This window comes from Corynebacterium frankenforstense DSM 45800, from assembly GCF_001941485.1.
Classification (GTDB): domain Bacteria; phylum Actinomycetota; class Actinomycetes; order Mycobacteriales; family Mycobacteriaceae; genus Corynebacterium; species Corynebacterium frankenforstense.
Map to the genome: position 1 here is coordinate 638,596 of NZ_CP009247.1, position 18,958 is coordinate 657,553.

At 72.1% G+C, this 18,958-nt stretch carries 15 protein-coding genes; 6 read left to right on the forward strand and 9 right to left on the reverse strand.

All coding sequences use genetic code 11. The features are described 5' to 3' along the window. The first annotated feature begins 63 nt into the window (after positions 1-63). Both CFRA_RS02735 and CFRA_RS02740 read left to right on the forward strand, forming a co-directional pair. A complete protein-coding gene (locus tag CFRA_RS02735; RefSeq protein WP_075663355.1) occupies positions 64-1,212 on the forward strand; it encodes a bifunctional 2-methylcitrate synthase/citrate synthase in 1,149 nt (382 codons plus the stop codon). A 199-nt stretch (positions 1,213-1,411) separates the two neighbouring features. Next, the gene (locus tag CFRA_RS02740; RefSeq protein WP_075663356.1) at positions 1,412-4,825 is read left to right on the forward strand and encodes a pyruvate carboxylase; all 3,414 of its coding nucleotides are present in this window, start codon (positions 1,412-1,414) and stop codon (positions 4,823-4,825) included. Between the two features lie 106 nt (positions 4,826-4,931). Here CFRA_RS02740 and CFRA_RS02745 read toward each other — a convergent pair whose 3' ends face one another. The 4 genes from CFRA_RS02745 to CFRA_RS02760 all read right to left on the reverse strand — a co-directional run bounded on the left by CFRA_RS02745 (position 4,932) and on the right by CFRA_RS02760 (position 8,948). After that, positions 4,932-5,135 carry a hypothetical protein gene (locus CFRA_RS02745; RefSeq protein WP_075663357.1) on the reverse strand — a complete coding sequence of 68 codons (204 nt, stop codon included), beginning with the start codon at positions 5,133-5,135 and terminating at the stop codon, positions 4,932-4,934. Between the two features lie 149 nt (positions 5,136-5,284). Continuing rightward, positions 5,285-7,057, reverse strand: coding sequence for an acetyl/propionyl/methylcrotonyl-CoA carboxylase subunit alpha (locus tag CFRA_RS02750; RefSeq protein ID WP_075663358.1), 1,773 nt, complete (start codon positions 7,055-7,057; stop codon positions 5,285-5,287). A 346-nt stretch (positions 7,058-7,403) separates the two neighbouring features. After that, a complete protein-coding gene (locus CFRA_RS02755) occupies positions 7,404-8,285 on the reverse strand; it encodes a sulfurtransferase (RefSeq protein ID WP_075663359.1) in 882 nt (293 codons plus the stop codon). 228 nt (positions 8,286-8,513) lie between these two features. After that, a complete protein-coding gene (locus CFRA_RS02760) occupies positions 8,514-8,948 on the reverse strand; it encodes a DUF3151 domain-containing protein (RefSeq protein WP_075663360.1) in 435 nt (144 codons plus the stop codon). Positions 8,949-9,140: 192 nt separating this feature from the next. On the opposite strand from CFRA_RS02760, the gene CFRA_RS02765 reads away from it, so the two are divergent. Beyond that, a complete protein-coding gene (locus CFRA_RS02765) occupies positions 9,141-11,594 on the forward strand; it encodes an acyltransferase family protein (protein WP_245797641.1) in 2,454 nt (817 codons plus the stop codon). Positions 11,595-11,610: 16 nt separating this feature from the next. Here the strand turns inward: CFRA_RS02765 and CFRA_RS02770 are convergent, their stop codons facing one another. The 5 genes from CFRA_RS02770 to CFRA_RS02790 all read right to left on the reverse strand — a co-directional run bounded on the left by CFRA_RS02770 (position 11,611) and on the right by CFRA_RS02790 (position 16,164). Beyond that, positions 11,611-12,216 (reverse strand): Maf family protein, encoded by a 606-nt coding sequence (locus tag CFRA_RS02770; protein ID WP_075664823.1) that lies wholly within the window; start codon positions 12,214-12,216, stop codon positions 11,611-11,613. A 20-nt stretch (positions 12,217-12,236) separates the two neighbouring features. Then, positions 12,237-12,446, reverse strand: a complete 210-nt coding sequence (locus tag CFRA_RS02775) for an acyl-CoA carboxylase subunit epsilon (RefSeq protein ID WP_075663362.1) — start codon at positions 12,444-12,446, stop codon at positions 12,237-12,239. 9 nt (positions 12,447-12,455) lie between these two features. Next, positions 12,456-14,051, reverse strand: a complete 1,596-nt coding sequence (locus tag CFRA_RS02780; RefSeq protein WP_075663363.1) for an acyl-CoA carboxylase subunit beta — start codon at positions 14,049-14,051, stop codon at positions 12,456-12,458. A gap of 146 nt (positions 14,052-14,197) precedes the next feature. Continuing rightward, complete coding sequence (locus CFRA_RS02785; RefSeq protein ID WP_075663364.1) at positions 14,198-14,437, reverse strand: acyl-CoA carboxylase subunit epsilon; 240 nt, start codon at positions 14,435-14,437, stop codon at positions 14,198-14,200. Positions 14,438-14,511: 74 nt separating this feature from the next. Then, the gene (locus tag CFRA_RS02790) at positions 14,512-16,164 is read right to left on the reverse strand and encodes an acyl-CoA carboxylase subunit beta (RefSeq protein ID WP_075663365.1); all 1,653 of its coding nucleotides are present in this window, start codon (positions 16,162-16,164) and stop codon (positions 14,512-14,514) included. Positions 16,165-16,299: 135 nt separating this feature from the next. On the opposite strand from CFRA_RS02790, the gene CFRA_RS02795 reads away from it, so the two are divergent. The 3 genes from CFRA_RS02795 (at position 16,300) to CFRA_RS02805 (ending at position 18,942) form a co-directional block, all read left to right on the forward strand. Then, complete coding sequence (locus tag CFRA_RS02795) at positions 16,300-17,094, forward strand: biotin--[acetyl-CoA-carboxylase] ligase (protein ID WP_075663366.1); 795 nt, start codon at positions 16,300-16,302, stop codon at positions 17,092-17,094. Then, entirely contained in the window at positions 17,091-17,576 is a 486-nt protein-coding gene (locus CFRA_RS02800) for a hypothetical protein (protein ID WP_245797643.1), read from the forward strand. Before CFRA_RS02795 ends, CFRA_RS02800 begins: the two co-directional genes overlap by 4 nt. 136 nt (positions 17,577-17,712) lie before the next feature. After that, positions 17,713-18,942, forward strand: coding sequence for a 5-(carboxyamino)imidazole ribonucleotide synthase (locus tag CFRA_RS02805; RefSeq protein ID WP_156887945.1), 1,230 nt, complete (start codon positions 17,713-17,715; stop codon positions 18,940-18,942). Positions 18,943-18,958 lie beyond the last annotated feature (16 nt).

Sequence of the window (18,958 nt, forward strand, 5' to 3'; positions counted from 1 at the left end):
CCCGGCCGCCCCGGCCGGTCACCCCGGCCGCCCGGCCGGCAGAACACGAGAGGAACCACGACCATGACCGAGCAGAACGAGCCGAAGATCTACAAGGGCCTGGCCGGCGTGCTGGCCGACTACACCGCCGTCTCCAAGGTGATGCCCGAGACGAACTCCCTGACCTACCGCGGCTACCCCGTCCAGGACCTCGTGGAGAACTGCTCCTACGAGGAGGTCACCTACCTGCTGTGGAACGGGGAGCTGCCCACCGCCGAGCAGCTCGCCGAGCACAACGCCGCCGGGCGCTCCTACCGCGAGCTCGACCCGGGCCTGGTCGCCGCCGTGCACTCCCTGCCGGAGACCTGCCACCCGATGGACGTCGTGCGCACCGCCGTGAGCTACCTGGGCACCAAGGACCCCGAGCTGTTCACCCCGGACTCCGACCACATCCGCCTGGTCGGCCACCACCTGCAGGCCCAGCTGCCCATGGCCATCGCCCTGGACATCCGCCGCCGCGCCGGCAAGGGCGTGATCGCCCCGGACCCGGACAAGGGGGTCGCCGAGAACTTCCTGACCATGGTCTTCGGCACCGAGGAGGGCTCGCCGGCGGCGGACCCGGAGGACATCCGCGCCTTCGAGCAGTCCCTGATCCTCTACGCCGAGCACTCCTTCAACGCCTCGACCTTCACCGCGCGCGTGATCACCTCGACGCGCTCGGACGCCTACTCCGCGATCACCGGCGCCGTGGGTGCCCTCAAGGGCCCACTGCACGGCGGCGCCAACGAGTTCGTCATGCACGCCATGGCGGAGATCGACGACCCGGCCAAGGCCGCCGACTGGGTCAACGCGCGTCTGGACGCCAAGGACCTGATCATGGGCTTCGGCCACCGCGTCTACAAGCGCGGCGACTCGCGCGTGCCCAGCATGGAGAAGGCCTTCCGCGAGCTGGCGCGCCGTCACGACCAGGAGAAGTGGGTCGAGATGTACGAGAACATGCAGGAGGCCATGGACGCGCGCACCGGCATCAAGCCCAACCTGGACTTCCCGGCCGGCCCCGCGTACCACATCCTGGGCTTCCCCACGGACTTCTTCACCCCGATCTTCGTGGTCGCCCGCCTGGCCGGCTGGACCGCGCACATCGTCGAGCAGTTCGAGAACAACTCGCTGATCCGCCCGCTGTCCGCCTACAACGGCCCCGAGCAGCGCGCCGTCGCGGACGCCGACCGCTAGTTCGCCCACCCGGCGATTGCCGACGCCCGTGGTGCGCGCCCGTGCGCGCACCACGGGCGACGTCGTGTGAGGGGTACCCGATTCCGGCCTTTCAGAGTGTTTGGTTACACTTTTGGGCGTACGCGTATCCACGCGCACATCCTGCAGGCGCGCGGTCGGGCCCTGCGCGCCGGGCTCACGGAGAAAGGACCGATGCCCCGTGGTATCCGAGAACACCCCCAGTTTTGAGAAGATCCTCGTGGCCAACCGCGGGGAGATCGCCGTACGTGCGTTCCGCGCGGCCTACGAGGTCGGCGCCTCCACGGTGGCGGTCTACCCGGCGGAGGACCGCAACTCCTTCCACCGCTCCTTCGCCAACGAGGCCGTGCGCATCGGGCGCGACGACTCGCCGGTCAAGGCGTACCTGAACATCAAGGAGATCATCCGCGCCGCCAAGAAGACCGGCGCCGATGCGGTCTACCCCGGCTACGGCTTCCTCTCCGAGAACGCCGCGCTGGCGCGCGCGTGTGCGGACAACGGCATCACCTTCATCGGCCCGCCGCCGGAGGTCCTGGACCTGACCGGCGACAAGGCGGCCGCCGTCGAGGCCGCCGCCGAGGCCGGCCTGCCGATCCTCGACGACTCGCCGGCCTCCGACGACATCGACACCATCGTCGAGTACGCCGAGGGTCGCGAGTACCCGCTGTTCGTCAAGGCCGTCGCCGGCGGCGGCGGACGCGGCATGCGCTTCGTCGAGAGCCCCGACAAGCTGCGCGAGCTGGCCGCGGAGGCCTCCCGCGAGGCGGCCGCCGCCTTCGGCTCCGGCGAGGTCTACGTCGAGCGCGCCGTGATCGACCCGCAGCACATCGAGGTCCAGATCCTCGGCGACGCCACCGGTGACGTCATCCACCTCTACGAGCGCGACTGCTCCCTGCAGCGGCGCCATCAGAAGGTCGTCGAGATCGCCCCGGGCCAGCACCTCGACCCGGAGCTGCGCGAGCAGATCTGCGCCGACGCCGTGCGCTTCTGCGAGCACATCGGCTACCAGGGCGCCGGCACCGTCGAGTTCCTCGTCGACCGCGAGGGCCGCCACGTCTTCATCGAGATGAACCCGCGCATCCAGGTCGAGCACACCGTGACCGAGGAGGTCACCCAGGTCGACCTGGTCAAGTCGCAGATGCAGATTGCCGCGGGGGCCACCCTCAAGGAGCTGGGCCTGCGCCAGGAGGACATCCACACCTCGGGCGCGGCCCTGCAGTGCCGCATCACCACCGAGGACCCGAACAACGGCTTCCGCCCCGACACCGGCACGATCACCTCCTACCGCTCGCCGGGCGGCGCCGGCGTGCGCCTCGACGGCGCGGCCCAGCTCGGCGGCGAGATCACCCCGAACTTCGACTCCATGCTGGTCAAGATGACCTGCCGCGGGCCGAACTTCGCCACCGCCGTGGCGCGTGCCCAGCGCGCGCTCGCCGAGTTCGACGTCTCCGGCGTGACCACGAACATCGGCTTCCTGCGCGCGCTGCTGCACGAGGACGACTTCCAGCACAACCGGATCTCGACCTCCTTCATCGCGGACCACTCCTGGCTGCTGCAGGCCCCGCCGGTCGACGACGAGCCCAGCCGCATCCTCGAGTACCTCGCCGAGGTCACCGTCAACCGCCCGCACGGCGAGCCCTTCGAAGCCGTGCGCCCGCGGCTGAAGCTGCCCGAGCTCGACGAGACCGCCGCGCTGCCGCGCGGTTCCCGCGACGAGCTGCTGCAGTACGGCCCGGAGGAGTTCGCCCGCAGGCTGCGCAAGTCCGACGCGCTGAAGCTGACCGACACCACCTTCCGCGACGCCCACCAGTCGCTGCTGGCCACCCGCGTGCGCGGCGAGGCGCTCATCCCGGCGGCGCGCGCCGTCTCCCGGATGACGCCGAACCTGTTCAGCGTCGAGGCCTGGGGCGGGGCGACCTACGACGTCGCCATGCGCTTCCTGCACGAGGACCCGTGGGTGCGCCTGGACGACCTGCGCCAGGCGATGCCCAACGTCAACATCCAGATGCTGCTGCGCGGGCGCAACACGGTCGGCTACACGCCCTACCCGGACGAGGTCTGCAAGGCCTTCGTCCAGGAGGCCGCCGACAGCGGCGTCGACGTCTTCCGCATCTTCGACGCGTTGAACGACATCTCGCAGATGCGTCCGGCCATCGACGCCGTCCTCGAGACGGGCACCACGGTCGCCGAGGTCGCCATGGCCTACTCCGGTGACTTGACCGACCCGAACGAGGACCTCTACACGCTGGACTACTACCTGCGCCTGGCCGAGCAGATCGTCAAGTCCGGCGCGCACATCCTGGCCATCAAGGACATGGCCGGCCTGATGCGCCCGGCCGCGGCCAAGAAGCTGGTCAAGGCGCTGCGCCACGAATTCGACCTGCCGGTGCACGTGCACACCCACGACACCGCCGGCGGCTCGCTGGCGACCTACCTCGCCGCCGCCGACGCCGGTGCGGACGCCGTCGACGCGGCCAGCGCCCCGATGTCGGGCACCACCTCGCAGCCCTCGCTGTCCGCCGTGGTGGCCGCCTTCGCCAACACCTGGCGCGACACCGGCGTGGACCTGCAGGCCGTCTGCGACCTGGAGCCGTACTGGGAGGCCGTGCGCGCCCTGTACAAGCCCTTCGAGGCCGGCGTGCCCGGCCCGACCGGGCGTGTCTACCACCACGAGATCCCGGGCGGCCAGCTGTCCAACCTGCGTGCGCAGGCCACGGCGCTGGGCCTGGCCGACCGCTTCGAGCTCATCGAGGACACCTACGCGGACGTCAACGAGCTGCTCGGTCGGCCGACCAAGGTCACCCCGTCCTCGAAGGTCGTCGGTGACCTGGCGCTCGCCCTGGTGGGCAGCGGCGTCACCGTCGCGGAGTTCGCCGAGGACCCGAAGGCCCACGACATCCCGGACTCGGTGATCGCCTTCCTGCGCGGCGAGCTGGGCACCCCGCCCGGCGGCTGGCCCGAGGAGCTGCGCGAGAAGGCCCTGGCCGGCCGCAAGGAGAGCCCGGACCCGCTCCAGGACCTCGAGCCGGAGGACTCCGAGGCGCTGCACTCGAAGGACCGCACCACGCGCCGCAAGACGCTGGACCGCCTGCTCTTCCCGAAGCCGGCCAAGGAATTCGCCGAGCACCGCCAGCGCTACGGCAACGTCTCCCGCCTGGAGGACCGCGAGTTCTTCTACGGCCTGGAGGAGGGCGTCGAACGCGTCATCCAGATCCCGGACTCCTCGCGGCGCATGACCGTGCGTCTCGACGCCGTGGGCGAGCCCGACGCGAAGGGCATGCGCTCGGTCGTCTGCACCGTCAACGGCCAGGTCCGCCCGCTGCGCGTGCGCGACCACTCGGTCGAGTCGGTGACCTCCTCGGTGGAGAAGGCCGACCCGTCCGTCGAGGGCCAGGTGCCCGCGCCGTTCGCCGGCGTGGTCACGGTGACCGTCGAGCAGGGCGACGAGGTCAAGGCCGGCGACCAGGTCGCCGTGATCGAGGCGATGAAGATGGAGGCCTCGATCTCCGCCACGGTCGACGGCACCGTCGAGCGCGTGGTGATCAAGCAGGCCACCAAGGTCGAGGGCGGTGACCTGATCGTCGAGATCGCCTAGCGTCGGCGCGCGCCCGACGGCCCGGTCCGGCCGCTGAGGCGCCCGGCCCGGACAGCGGCGCCGCCCGGCGGGATGACTCTCCCCGCCGGGCGGCGCCTCTCCGCATTTAGCTCTCGGTGACGCGGAACGAGTAGGTGTTGAACACGGGGTCGTGGATCTCCAGCTCGTAGCTCTGCCCACGCGCGTCCGCGCCCTCGCGCAGCGACTCGATCTCCGCCGCGTTGAAGCGGTTGACGGTGACGACGAGCGCGCAGGCGACGATCACGGCGACGGCGCAGGCCGTGGCGACGACTTTCGCGGTGGTGGACATGTCCGCCGAGGGTAGGGGAGGGTCACGCCGGTGGCACGGCCCTGAGCCCGATCGTTACGGCTTCGATACGCCCGGTCGCCGTGCCTCTGCGGTACGACGCCCCGTGCACGCCGCGGCTGCGGCATGTCCCCCCGGCACGCCCGCGCGGGCTACTTGATCTCGAGGAGCTGCTCGCCCTTGGTCACTCCGGCGCCCTCCTCGGCGGCGAGCCCGGTGACCTTGCCGGCCTTGTGGGCCTTGACGGGGTTCTCCATCTTCATCGCCTCGAGCACGGCCACCACGTCACCCTCGGCGACCTCGTCGCCCTCGGAGACGTTGACCTTGATCACGGTGCCCTGCATCGGGGCGATCACGGCGTCGCCGGAGGCGGCGGACGCCTTGCCGGTGGCGCGGCGCTTGCGGGTCTTGCGCCGCGGGGTGAACCCGCCCAGGGAGAGCGAGGAGGGCAGCGCGATCTCGACGCGGCGGCCGTTGATCTCGACGACGACCTTGTGGTTCGGGTCGGTGCCGTCCTCGTCGGCGGTCTCGGTCGGGTCGGTGAACGGCTCGATCGGGTTGTCCCACTCCTCCTCGATCCACTTGGTGTAGACCGAGAAGCCGTCCCCGTCACCGATGAAGGCCGGGTCGGAGACGATCAGGCGGTGGAAGGGCAGCACGGTCGGCATGCCCTCGACCTTGTACTCGTCCAGGGCGCGCCGGGAGCGCTCGAGGGCCTCGGTGCGGTCCTCGCCGTAGACGATCAGCTTGGCCAGCATGGAGTCGAACTGGCCGCCGACCACGGAGCCCTCGCGCACGCCGGAGTCGACGCGCACACCCGGGCCGGACGGCTCGTGGTAGCCGGTGACGGTGCCCGGCGTCGGCATGAAGTTGGAGCCGGCGTCCTCGCCGTTGATCCGGAACTCGAAGGCGTGCCCGCGCGGGGTCGGGTCCTCGGTGAAGCGCAGCTGCTCGCCCTCGGCGATGCGGAACTGCTCGCGGACCAGGTCGATGCCGGTGGTCATCTCGGTGACGGGGTGCTCGACCTGCAGGCGGGTGTTGACCTCCAGGAAGGAGACCAGGCCGTCGGAGCCGACGAGGTACTCGACGGTGCCGGCGCCGTAGTAGCCGGCCTCGCGGCAGATGCGCTTGGCCGAGGAGTGGATCAGCTCGCGCTGCTCGTCGGTCAGGTAGGGCGCCGGGGCCTCCTCGACGAGCTTCTGGAAGCGTCGCTGCAGCGAGCAGTCGCGGGTGCCCACGACGATGACGTTGCCGTGCTGGTCGGCGAGGACCTGGGCCTCGACGTGGCGGGCGCGGTCGAGATAGCGCTCGACGAAGCACTCGCCGCGGCCGAAGGCGGCCGTGGCCTCGCGGGTGGCGGACTCGTAGAGCTCGGCGACCTCGTCGAGCTCGTGGGCGACCTTCATGCCGCGCCCGCCGCCGCCGAAGGCGGCCTTGATGGCGATGGGCAGGCCGTGCTTCTCGGCGAAGGCGACGACCTCGTCGGCGTCGGCGACGGGGTCCTGGGTGCCGGGCACCATCGGGGCGTCGGCACGCTCGGCGATGTGGCGGGCGGTGACCTTGTCGCCGAGGGCGGCGATGGACTCCGGCGAGGGCCCGATCCAGATCAGCCCGGCGTCGATGACCGCGCGGGCGAAGTCGGCGTTCTCGGCGAGGAAGCCGTAGCCGGGGTGGACCGCGTTGGCGCCGGACTTGCCGGCGGCCGCGACGATCTTCTCGATGTCCAGGTAGGTCTCGGCGGCCGTCGAGCCGCCCAGCGCGAAGGCCTCGTCGGCCATCTCGACGAAGGGGGCGTCGGCGTCCGGTTCGGCGTAGACGGCCACGGAGGCGATTCCCGCGTCCTTGGCGGCGCGGATGACGCGCACGGCGATCTCTCCGCGGTTGGCCACGAGGACCTTGCTGATCTTCCGGGATTCGACGGCCACTGTCACTCTCCTGGGCTCGGTTGGGGCGTGGACGGGTGCTTGTTTCGGCACCGTAACTTACGCCAGTCTAGGGCACGCGACAAAAATTGAGCGAATCCTCATGTTTCGGCGCGCCGCTTTCCGACGCCCCGTCTATCGCACCGTCTGCGGTCTCAGTTACGGGGGTGCCGCGCCGACGGGCGGCGCATTTGTTGTGCTGGAGCTATAAAAGCGGCGGCATTGCACGGGGTGCCGCCGGCGGCGCGCCGGTGCCGCCGGGGTCGCTCCGGCGCGCGTGCCCGCGCGGTGCCGGCGTGAAAAACGGGTGCCACGCGGACGCGCGGCACCCGTTGGGGAGGGGAGCGGTCTAGGGCTCCTCGCCGGTGCGGATCGGCATGCGGATCATGTTGCCCCACTCGGACCACGAGCCGTCGTAGTTGCGCACGTTGTCGAAGCCGAGCAGGTACTTCAGCACGAACCACGCGTGCGCGGAGCGGTCGCCGAGCTGGCAGTAGGTGACCGTGGGGGCGTCCGGGTCGAGTGCGGAGTAGTTCTCGCGCAGCTCCTCGACCGGGCGGAAGTTGTTGTTGAAGTGCACCGCGGAGCGCCACGGGGCGTGCACGGCACCCGGGATGTGGCCGGAGCGCTCGACCGACTTCGGCGCGTAGTTCTGGTCGGAGGCCTTGCCGGTGTACTCGTCGATGTCGCGGACGTCGACCAGCGAGAGACCGTTCTCGCCGCGGGCGGCGGCCAGGACCTCGTCGACGAAGACGCGGGCGGAGGAGTCGTCGCGCTCGACGACGGGGTAGTCGGTGGCCGGGTACTCGGGCACGGCGAAGGAGGTGTCGCGCTCCTCGGCCATCCAGGCGTCGCGGCCGCCGTCGAGGAGGCGGACGTCCTCGTGGCCGAACAGCTCGAAGACCCACAGCGTGTAGGCGGCCCACCAGTTGGACTTGTCGCCGTAGATGACCACGGTGTCGTCGCGGGCGATGCCCTTCTCGCGCATCAGGCGGGCGAAGGCCTCGCCGTCGATGAAGTCGCGGGTGACCGGGTCGTTGAGGTCGCGCTGCCAGTCGATGCGCACGGCGCCGGGGATGTGCCCGATGTCGTAGAGGAGCGCGTCCTCGTCGGACTCGACGACCCGCAGCCCCTTGACGCCGAGGCGGGCGGAGAGCCACGCGGCGGTGACCAGCCGCTCCGGGTGGGCGTACTGCTGGAAGGGCGGGTGCGGATCAAACGGCACTGGCACGATGGTGACCTTTCTGCTGCCGGGACTGCTTCGTCGCCCGCACGCCGGGATCGGCGGGGACGACGTATATTTGTACCCCCACGATACCGCCGCGGGGCCCCACGGTCACGCAGGCGCACACGTCATGACGCAGCTCACGTCACAGCGGCGCGCGCCCCGCCGCCGCCCGTCGCGCCCCGTCGCCGGCCGGTGTGGCCCGGCGTCGCGCCGGCGAACGCCGGCGTCGGCTCACTTGTCGAGCAGCGTGGCCACGCAGCCCGGGTCGGCGTCGGAGAGCATCTGGCGGCAGCGGTCGTACTCGTCGTCCTCGCCGATCAGCTTCGCGGCCCGCGCGAGCGCGGCGATGGCGCGCAGCACGCCCTGGTTCGGCTCGTGCGAGAAGGGCACCGGGCCCCAGCCCTTCCAGCCGTTGTGGCGCAGGCGGTCCAGGCTGCGGTGGTAGCCGGTGCGCGCGAAGGCGTAGGCGACGAGCTTGTCCTCGTCGGCGGCGTCGGCCCCGGCGGCCTCGAGGGCGTCGAGGGCCTGCTCGGCGCGGGCGGCCCACACCAGCGGGCTGTCCGGGTGCGCGATGGCGGTGGCCGGGGTCTGCGGGTCACCGGCGTCGGCGGCCGGGTCGGCGGGCAGGTGGACCGGGGGCGGGGCGAGCATGTCGTTGATCTCCATGGCGCCCACCCTAACCCGCCCTGAGCCGCGTGCGCCGGGGCCTGCCCACCTGCTGATACAATTCCACGCGGCTATCGCCCGGTCCGGGGCCGGCGCCGTGGGGCGCCCGCCCGCCCCGGGCACGGCGCGCGCGGTCCGTCCACCGCGCTCGCGGACGACGACGGGACGGGGAAGAGGACCGCTGGTTCTGAGGTGAGCACGAGCGTGGACAACTCCGGGCACCCGGGTGGTCTCGGCACCGCGAAATACCGCTACGACCTCGACGGGCTGCGCGGCATCGCCATCGCCTTCGTCGTCATCTTCCACGTCTTCGTCGGCCGCGTCTCCGGCGGCGTCGACGTCTTCCTGCTGCTGTCGGGCTACTTCTTCCTCGGCTCGCAGCTGCGCTACGCCGAGCGCCCCGACGCCTCCCTGAACATGTGGTGGCCGATCTGGCGCACCGCCCGCAGACTCCTGCCCTCGCTGGTCCTCGTGCTCACGGTGACCACGCTCGCCGTGGCGTGGTTCGTGCCGGCGCTGCGCCAGCTCGACGTCGCCAATCAACTCGTGGCCAGCCTGTTCTACTACCAGAACTGGGAGCTGGCGAACCAGGGCCAGGCCTACGGCGCGGCCTCGGCGACGACCAGCCCGCTGCAGCACATCTGGTCGATGTCGGTGCAGGGGCAGTTCTACGTCTGCGCCGTGCTCCTCGGCTGGATCATCGCGGTGATCCTGCGCCGCCAGCGCCGCTCCGGGCGCGAGCGGACGACCCCGGCCGCCCGCATCGCCGGACCGGTGCTCATCGTCGCCACGGTGCTCTCCTTCTGCTACGCGGTGTACCTGCACCGGGTGGACCAGGCGCTGAACTACTACTCGACGTTCTCGCGCATGTGGGAGCTGACCCTCGGCGCGGTCCTGCTGCTCTACGGTTCGCGCATCCACCTGGCGCGCTGGGCCCGCGAGCTCTGCACCGTCGTCGGCCTGGCCATGGTGGTCACCACCGGTCTGCTCTTCGACGGCGCCGCCTACTTCCCGGGCCCGTGGACGCTCTACCCGCTGGGCGGGGCCGTGCTGGTCATCCTCGGCGGCGGCCGGGTGGCCTCCGTGCTGGCGAGCCGTTTCGCGCGCTGGCTCGGCGGCATCGCCTACGCGCTCTACCTGTGGCACTGGCCGATCCTGATCCTGTCGACCGTGATGCTGGGCATGACCCGCCCGCCGGCCTGGCTGGGCGTGCTCGTCATCGCCGGCTCCCTGCTGCTGGCCGACCTGACCCACCGATTCATCGAGAGTCCGCTGCAGCAGAAGGCCAAGCGCCCGACGCGTGCGGAGAACCGCACGGTCGACGCCGCGCGCAAGGTGGTCGACGAGACCCCGGCGCTGCTGCGCGCCGCCGGCGGCCTGACCGTCGCCCTGGTCGCCTCCGGCCTGCTGTCGGTGCCCGCGGCCTGGCAGTCCAGCGTGAGCCAGGTCGAGGACGGCACCCTGGACCCGGCCGACCACCCGGGCGCGCGCGTGCTCACCGGCGCGAAGGCCCCGGAGGGCGTCCAACCCGGCCCGGACCCCTACGTGCTGGCGGACACCGTCTCGCCGGCGTGGGCCGCCGGCTGCATGTCGACCTTCGAGGACGACCCGGACGAGCTGGTCATCGACCGTTACACCGGCGAGGAGGCCGACCACTGCATCTTCGGCGACAAGGACGCCGAGGTCGAGGTCTACCTGGTCGGCGGCTCGCACGCCGAGCAGTGGATGGCCCCGATGGACGAGCTGGGCAAGAAGCACGGCTTCAAGGTCGTGCCGCTGGTGCGCCAGTCCTGCCCGGCATTCGTCACCGAGCTCGACGGCGTCTTCGACGAGGGCTGCCAGATCTTCAACCAGCGCGTCATCGAGCGCATCGAGGAGCAGCAGCCGGACCTCGTGGTCTCGAACTCCACGCGCCCGCTGCTGGAGATCGGCCAGACCATCGACTCGGTGCCGCAGTCCTACATCACCCTGTGGGACTTCCTGGCCGCCGAGGGCATCCCGTTCGTCGGCCTGCGCGACAACCCCTGGTTCCTCCTCGAGGACGGCGGGCCCGACATGGTCTCGCAGTGCCTCGAGGAGGGCAACGACTTCTACGACTGCGGCCGCCCGCGCGAGGACGTCTACGCCGACTCCGACCCGGCCCGGCCCTACCTGGAGGCCCGCCCCGGCATGCTCGCGGTGGACACCTCCGGCTGGTTCTGCCCGAACGGTTTCTGCGGCGCGGAGATGGGCAACATCTACATGTGGCGCGACGGCAACCACATGTCCGATGACTTCGCCCTCTCGCTGCAGGACCTGTTGTGGGAGCAGCTGCGCAAGCTCCTGCCGCCCGCGGCCGACGGACTGCTTGACGACGCCGCGCCCGCCGACGAGGCGGGCACCTCCGGCGAGGCGACCACGACCGGGCGCCGCCCGGCGCAGGGCGCGGGCGGCCCGGGCGGCGCGGGGCAGACGTCGCAGCCGCAGCGTGACCCGGACACCTACGGCAACGGCACGGGGCCGTCCGCGGGCGCGGGCTACGGCACCGGCGGGTACGGCAGCAACTACGGCACCGGGAACGGCTCCGGCTACGGAAACCAACAGGGGCAGGGCTACGCCCCGCCGGCTTACGGCGGCTACGACAGCTACAACGGCTACGGCTACTGAGCCGGGGCAGCGGGCCTCAGCGGGCCCAGAAGGCGCTGACCGGGAAGCCGAAGGAGTTCAGCGCCCGGCGCACCAGCGGCAGCGACAGACCGATCACCGAGGAGGGGTCACCCTCGATGCGGTCGATGAACCAGCCGCCGAGCGCCTCCAGGGTGAAGGCACCGGCGCACTCGAGCGGCTCACCCGAGGTCGCGTAGGCGGCGATCTCGTCCTCGCGGGCGTCGGCGAAGAAGACGCGCGTGCCGGCCGTCTCGACGATCTCGCGGCCGTCGGGGCCGATCACGCAGTGCCCGGTCAACAGGTCCGCGGCCTTGCCGGCCTGGGCGCGCCAGCGCTCCACCACGCGCTCGGCGGTGTGCGGCTTGCCCTGCAGCTCGCCGTCGAGCAGCAGCATCGAGTCGCAGCCGATGACGGTCGCGGGCGCGTCGCCGGAAAGGCGCGCGCGCACCGCGCGCGCCTTGGCCACGGCGAGGGCGGCGACGACGTCGGCGGGCGCGGCGTCGTCAAGCGAGGAGCGGATGGCGTCCTCGTCGACGTCGGCGGGGATGAGCTCCGGCTCGCAGCCGCCGGCGTGCAGCAGCGCGGCGCGCGAGGGGGAGCGGGAGGCCAGGATCAGGCGCACGGGTTCGGACACGGGCGCACTCAGCGGTAGGTCAGCGTGCGGAAGGCGGCCGGGTTGAAGCCGGCCACGTGCAGGCGGCGGGCGGAGGCGCGGCCCCAGTCGTTGCGCTCGCGCTCCTGCGGTCCGGAGGAGCGGCGGGCGACGTCGTGGAGCACCTTGTCCAGGGCGGCGACCTCGACGTCATCCGGGTGCCCGCTCAGGACGGTGAACATCGGTTGCGCAGTGGTCATCGTTCCTCCTTACAGCGGGGTGTTCGGGTGCTTCTTGGCCGGCGGGTAGATGACCTTGCGGTCGAGCAGGCGCAGGCCCTCGACGAGCTGGCCGCGCGTCTGGTTCGGCGGGATCACGGCGTCGACCAGGCCGCGCTCGGCGGCCAGGTACGGGGTGAGCGCCTCGGCCTCGTACTCGGCGGTGAACTTCTCGCGCATCGCGGCGGTGTCCTTGCGGCGGCGCTCGGCCTTGGCCAGCTCCGCGGCGTGGATCTCCGGGACGGCGACGTCCGCGGCCACCGCGGCGATCTCGGCGGTCGGCCAGGCGAAGACGAGGTCCGCGCCCAGGTGCTTGGCGCCCATGACCATGGCCGCGGCGCCCATCGCCTTGCGGGTGACCACGGTCAGCGTGCCGACGGCGGCCTCCGCGTAGGCGGCGGCCAGCTTGCCGGTGCGGCGCACCACACCTGCGAGCTCCTCGCCGGTGTCCGGCAGGAAACCCGGCACGTCGACGAAGGTGACCACCGGGATGTTGAAGGAGTCGGCGACGCGGATGAAGCGGGCGGCCTTCTCGGCGGCGGCCGCGCTCAGGCAGCCGGCCAGGGCGACCGGCTGGTTGGCCACGACGGCCACCGCGCGGCCCTCGATGCGGCCGAAGCCGGTGACGACGTTGTCGGCGTAGGCGGCCTGCAGCTCGAGGAACCAGCCGTTGTCGACGACGCGCCCGATGACGTCGTGGACGTCGTAGGGGACCGCGGGGTCGTCCGGGATGACGGCGTCGAGCTCGCGGTCGCGGTCGGTGATGTTCTCGCTGATCGGGCCGGTCACGCGCGCGTCCAGGTCACGCGGGGCCTCGGCGCGGTTGTTGGCCGGCAGCACGCCGAGCAGCTCGGCGACGGCCGTGACCGCGGAGGCGTCGTCGGCGGCGGTCAGGTGCGCGGTGCCGGAGGTCGCCGCGTGCGCCTGCGCGCCGAGGTCGGCGGCCGGGTCGACCTCGGCGCCGGTGACGGTGGTGATGATCTCCGGCGGGGTCAGGCTCACCGCGGCGCCGCCCTCGACCATGACCGTGAAGTCGGCCAGGGAGGCCAGCAGCGCGTGCGGGCCGGTCAGTTCGCCGGTGACGACGCTGATCTGCGGGACCACACCGGAGGCCTTGGCCTGCCCGGCGATGATCGTGGAGTAGAAGGCCATCGCGGCGACGTTCTCGGCCGCACGCGCGCCGGAGCCCTCGAGGAAGGCGACCAGCGGCACGCCGGTGGTGGCGGCCAGCTTCTGGACCTTGGTGATCTTCTCGCCGTAGACCTCGCCGAGGCGGCCGTCGAAGATGTCGCGGTCCTGGGCGAACACGCAGATCTTGCGGCCGTCCACGGTGCCGTAACCGGCGACGACGCCGTCGGTGGCGGGGCGGTCGGCGTCCAGGCCGTGCGCCTCCACGCGGTGGCGGGCCAGGGCGTCGATCTCGACGAAGGAGTCGTGGTCCAGCAGGTGCTCGACCCGCTCCCGGGCGGTCAGCCGCCCGGCCTCGTGGGTCGCCTCGACGGCCTTCTCGCCGCGCGGGGCGTGGGCCTCCTCGAGACGCTGCTGGAGTCCGGCCAACTTTCCGGCGGTGGTGGAAAGATCAGTCATGGGCTTCGATTCTAGATCGTCAGCGGTCTGGTGCCGGGACCGCCTCCGCCCGCCGCGTGCCCGCGGAGCCCGTGCCGCGCGGGCGGCACCCGCGGTGGGGCGCGCTCAGCGCCCGTGGTCGCGGGCGGTGTGCGCCCGCGGGGGATCTATACGTAGGAGACGCCGGGCAGCGGGGCGGAGGAGATTCCCGAGAACATATCGCCCGGGGTGGCCCAACCGTTTCGCCCCGCCGGGCACGATCCGCCGCGGCGGGCGGCGGCGCGCCCGCGCCCCGGGGTGCCGACGGCGGCGGTGGCGGCGTTGCGGCCGACGGCGACGACGGTGGCCAGCGCGGCCAGCTCGTCGGCGGTCGGGGAGCCCTTGGTGACGGTGAAGAGGGGGGACATCTTTTTCCTTCCGGGTATCGGTGGGGTGGTGCCTGGGTGGGGTGGTCGTCGGGGCGGTTGCGGCGGGCGGTGGGTCAGAGCGGCATGTTGCCGTGCTTGCGCGCCGGGCGGGTCTCCCGCTTGGTGGCCAGCAGGCGCAGCGCGCGGGCGATCTCGCCGCGGGTCTCGCTGGGCAGGATCACCGCGTCGACGAGGCCGCGCTCGGCGGCCAGGTAGGGGTTGAGGATGTAGTCGTCGTACTCGCGCTCGAGCCGGGCGCGCAGCGCGGCGACCTCGGCCTCCGCGTCCTCGGGGGAGTGGTTCGCCACGGCCTCGGCCTCGGCGGCCTTCAGCTTGCGGCGGTGGATGAAGCCGACCGCGCCGGCCGCGCCCATCACCGCGATCTGCGCGGTGGGCCAGGCCAGGTTGAGGTCGGCGCCGAGCCCCTTGGAACCCATGACGCAGTAGGCGCCGCCGTAGGCCTTGCGCATGGTCACCGTGATCTTCGGGACGGTGGCCTCGGCGTAGGCGTAGAGCAGCTTCGCGCCGCGGCGCAGGATGCCCTGGTGCTCCTGGTCGGCGCCGGGCAGGAAGCCCGGGACGTCGACGAGCATGACCACCGGGATGTTGAAGGCGTCGCAGGTGCGCACGAAGCGGGCGGCCTTCTCGGCGGCGTCGATGTCCAGGCAGCCGGCGAAGTGGGTCGGCTGGTTGGCCACGAAGCCCACCGTGGAGCCCTCGACGCGGCCGAAGGCGCAGACGACGTTCTCGGCGCGCTCGGCCTGGATCTCGAGGAACTCGCCGTCGTCGGCCACGGCGGCGACCACGTCGCGCACGTCGTACGGGGTGCTCGGCGAGTCCGGGATGATCGAGTCGAGGGCCAGGTCGGTCTCGGTCAGCGAGTCCGCGATCGTGCCCTCCTCGACCTCGGCGGGCTCGACGGGGGCGAGCTCGCGGTTGTTGCCGGGCAGGTAGCTGACCAGCTCCTGGACCCACTCGAGGGCGTCGGTGTCGTCGGCGGCGGTGTAGTGGGAGTTGCCGGCGGTGGCCATGTGCACGTCCGCGCCGCCGAGCTCGGCCTGGGTGATCTTCTCGCCGGTGACGGTGGTGATCACGTCGGGGCCGGTGACGAACATCTTCGCCGAGTCGCGGACCATGACCACGAAGTCGGTCAGGGCCGGCGAGTAGGCGTTGCCGCCGGCGCAGGCGCCCATGATCACGGAGATCTGCGGGACAACGCCCGAGGCGCGCACGTTGTGGTAGAAGGTCTGCGCGATGAAGTCGAGCGAGACCACGCCGTCCTGGATGCGCGCGCCGGCGCCCTCGTAGAGGCCGATCAGCGGGCGGCCGGTCTCGCAGGCCAGCTGCTGGAGCTTGGTCATCTTCTCGCCGTAGACCTCGCCGAGGGCGCCGCCGAAGACGGTGCCGTCCTGGGAGAACACGCAGACCTCGCGGCCGTCGATGGTGCCCCAGCCGCAGATGATGCCGTCGGTGACCGGGCGGCGCTTGTCCATCCCGAAGGCGTGGGTGCGGTGGCGGGCCAGCTCGTCGATCTCGACGAAGCTGCCCTCGTCGAGCAGGACGTCCAGGCGCTCGCGGGCGGTCAGCCGGCCTTTGCCGTGCACCTTGTCCACGGCGGCCTGGCCCATCGGGAGGCGGGCCTCGGCGCGCCGCCGGCGCAGGTCGTCGTTGCGCTCGGCCGTCGTCGGCGGGGCGGTGAGTACCGCCGAAGATGAGGGATCAGTCATGTTCGGCGATAGTAACCATCCCGGGCAAATGTTTCAAGACCGAAGCGATCGGGATTTGCCGCGCCACCTGCGTCGCCCCTGGTTACGGTACCGAAGGTTGGCGGAAAATTATTCGCTCCACCTACTCTGGTCGGCGTGAACATCACCACCGTGCGCGAGGCCCTCGCGGAGCTCTACCCGTCCATCGAGTACGTCGAGGAGACCGGTTCGACCAACGCCGACCTCCTCGACGCCGCCGACCCCGTCGACCGCACCGTGCTGCTGGCCGGGCACCAGTCCGCCGGCCGCGGGCGCAAGGGCCGCAGCTTCACCGCCTCGCCCGGCACCCAGCTGATCTTCTCCGTGGTCTACCGCCCGGCCGCGGAGGTCTTCGCCGGCTCCGTCTCCGAGGTCCTCGACCGCCTCGGCCTGCTCCCGCTGACTGCGGGCCTGGCGTTCTCCGACGTCGTGGCCGGTTCGAAGCTGAAGTGGCCCAATGACGTGCTGGTGCGCGGCAAGAAGGTCTGCGGCATCCTCGCCGAGGCCGACGGCCTGGGCGAGGCCCACCCGCGCATCGTGCTCGGCTGCGGCCTCAACGTCTCCATCGCGCCCGAGGACCTGCCGGTGCCCACCGCGACCTCGCTGGCCATCGAGGACGACCCCCTGGCGGGTGAGGGCATGGAGGCCGTCGCCGTCGCCGTGCTCACCGCCCTGGAGCGCCGCGTGCGCCAGTGGGAATCCGGTTCGCCGCAGCTGCTCACCGACTACCGCGCCGCCAGCGGCACCATCGGCCAGGCCGTGCGCGTGGAGACCCCGTCGGGGGCCATCTACGGCGTGGCCGAGGACATCGCCGACGACGGCGAGCTCGTCGTCGTCGACGACCAGGGCATCCACCGCACGCTCTCGGCCGGCGACGTCACCCACCTGCGACCCTGGCGGCCCGGGCAGTGAGCCCCGGCCGCGACCCGCACGCCGCGCCGGCACCCCGCGCGCGGCGCCCCGAGCGGCTCATCGTCGACCTGAGCGCCCCGCTGGGCTCGCTGACCTTCGCCGTGCTCGAGTGCGTCCTGATCACGGCCGTGGCCTGGATCGCGATCGGCTACCTCGACGGCCCGGGCGCCGGGATGGTCAGCGTCGACGTGCGCAACGGCGTCGTCGGCGTGTGGGCGGTCCTGCTGGCCTGGCGGCTCCTGCTGCCGCTGCTGCGCGCCCGCCACCAGCTCTTCCAGCTGACCGACCGGCGCATCCGCGTGCGCCCGGCCAAGTTGACCGCGCGCACCGGCACCATCCGCCTCGCGGACGTCCTCGACGCCAACCGGCGCCGCCGCGGCACCGTCTCGCTCATGGTGCGCGGCTACGACCGCCCCCTGGTCTTCGAGCGGGTCGCCCACACACGCAAGGTCGTCGGGCTGATCCGCGAGCGCCTGCGCTGAGCCCTGCGGCCGGCGGACCCGGCGAACACGGTGCCCGCCGCCGTCGCACCCTCGCCGACGCCGCAGCGCACCCACGCCGCACGTGGTTCGCCCACGTGGGGGAGGGGCGGCGTCGGCAATCGGGCCGCGCACTAGGATGAGCACCGTGACTGACTCCGGAAACCCCCACGCCCACGCCCCCGGAACGCCCACCGTCGCCGTCATCGGCGACGGTCAGCTCGCGCGCATGATGCAGACCGCGGCCATCGAGCTCGGCCAGTCTGTGCGCCTGCTCGCCGGCGCCCCCGACGCCTCCGCCGCCCAGGTAGCAGCCGACTGCGTCCAGGGCGACTACCACGAGCTCGTCGACCTCGAGCGCGCCGTCGAGGGGGCCGACGCCGTCACCTTCGACCACGAGCACGTGCCCAACCGGCACCTGCGCACCCTGCTCGACCGCGGCGTCGTCGTCGAGCCGCGCCCCGAGGCGCTCATCTACGCCCAGGACAAGCTCGAGCAGCGCCGCCGCCTCCACGAGCTCGGCCTGCCCGTGCCGCCGTTCGCGGCCGTCGAGTCGATTGACGACGCCGTGGAGTTCTTCGAGCGCGTCAACGGCGCCGTCTGCCTGAAGGCGACCCGCGGCGGCTACGACGGCCACGGCGTGTGGTTCCCCGAGGACCTCGAGGACCTGAAGAAGCTGGTGGAGAAGCTGCTGGGCGACGAGGTCCCGCTGATGGCCGAGGAGAAGGTGCCCTTCACCCGCGAGCTGTCCGCGATGGTCGCGCGCAACCGCCGCGGCGAGTGCGTCGCCTGGCCCGTCGTCGAGTCCGTGCAGGCCGACGGCATCTGCCATGAGGCCGTCGCCCCGGCGCCCGGGCTGCCCGTCGACATCGAGCGCGGCACCCGCACCCTGGCCGAGACCATCGCCCGCGAGCTGGACGTCACCGGCGTGCTGGCCGTCGAGCTCTTCGAGGCCGACGGCCCCGGGGGCGAGCCGCGCGTGGTGGTCAACGAGCTGGCCATGCGCCCGCACAACACCGGCCACTGGACCCAGGACGGCTGCGTGACCAGCCAGTTCGAGCAGCACCTGCGCGCCGTGCTCAACATGCCGCTCGGCTCGACCGAGCTGGCCGCCCCGCACACCGTCATGGTCAACACCCTCGGCGCCGACGAGTCGCCCGAAATGCCGCTGACCGAGCGCGTCAACGCCGTGTGGCGCCGCTTCCCGCACGCCAAGATCCACCTCTACGGCAAGTCGCACCGGCCCGGGCGCAAGCTCGGCCACGTCAACGTCACCGGCTCCGACCTCCGCGCCGTGCGCCGCGAGGCCCAGCTGGCCGCGCACTTTCTGGTGCACGCCGTGTGGGCCGACGGCTACCGCGAGGCCTGAGCCCCGCCCCCGAAAC

Coding starts and splice junctions, on each gene's coding strand:
- CFRA_RS02735 (WP_075663355.1), top strand. CDS start 64: ATGACCGAGCAGAACGAGCCGAAGATCTACAAGGGCCTGGCCGGCGTG.
- CFRA_RS02745 (WP_075663357.1), bottom strand. CDS start 5,135: ATGTCCACCACCGCGAAAGTCGTCGCCACGGCCTGCGCCGTCGCCGTG.
- CFRA_RS02760 (WP_075663360.1), bottom strand. CDS start 8,948: ATGGAGATCAACGACATGCTCGCCCCGCCCCCGGTCCACCTGCCCGCC.
- CFRA_RS02775 (WP_075663362.1), bottom strand. CDS start 12,446: ATGACCACTGCGCAACCGATGTTCACCGTCCTGAGCGGGCACCCGGAT.
- CFRA_RS02780 (WP_075663363.1), bottom strand. CDS start 14,051: ATGACTGATCTTTCCACCACCGCCGGAAAGTTGGCCGGACTCCAGCAG.
- CFRA_RS02785 (WP_075663364.1), bottom strand. CDS start 14,437: ATGTCCCCCCTCTTCACCGTCACCAAGGGCTCCCCGACCGCCGACGAG.
- CFRA_RS02790 (WP_075663365.1), bottom strand. CDS start 16,164: ATGACTGATCCCTCATCTTCGGCGGTACTCACCGCCCCGCCGACGACG.
- CFRA_RS02805 (WP_156887945.1), top strand. CDS start 17,713: ATGAGCACCGTGACTGACTCCGGAAACCCCCACGCCCACGCCCCCGGA.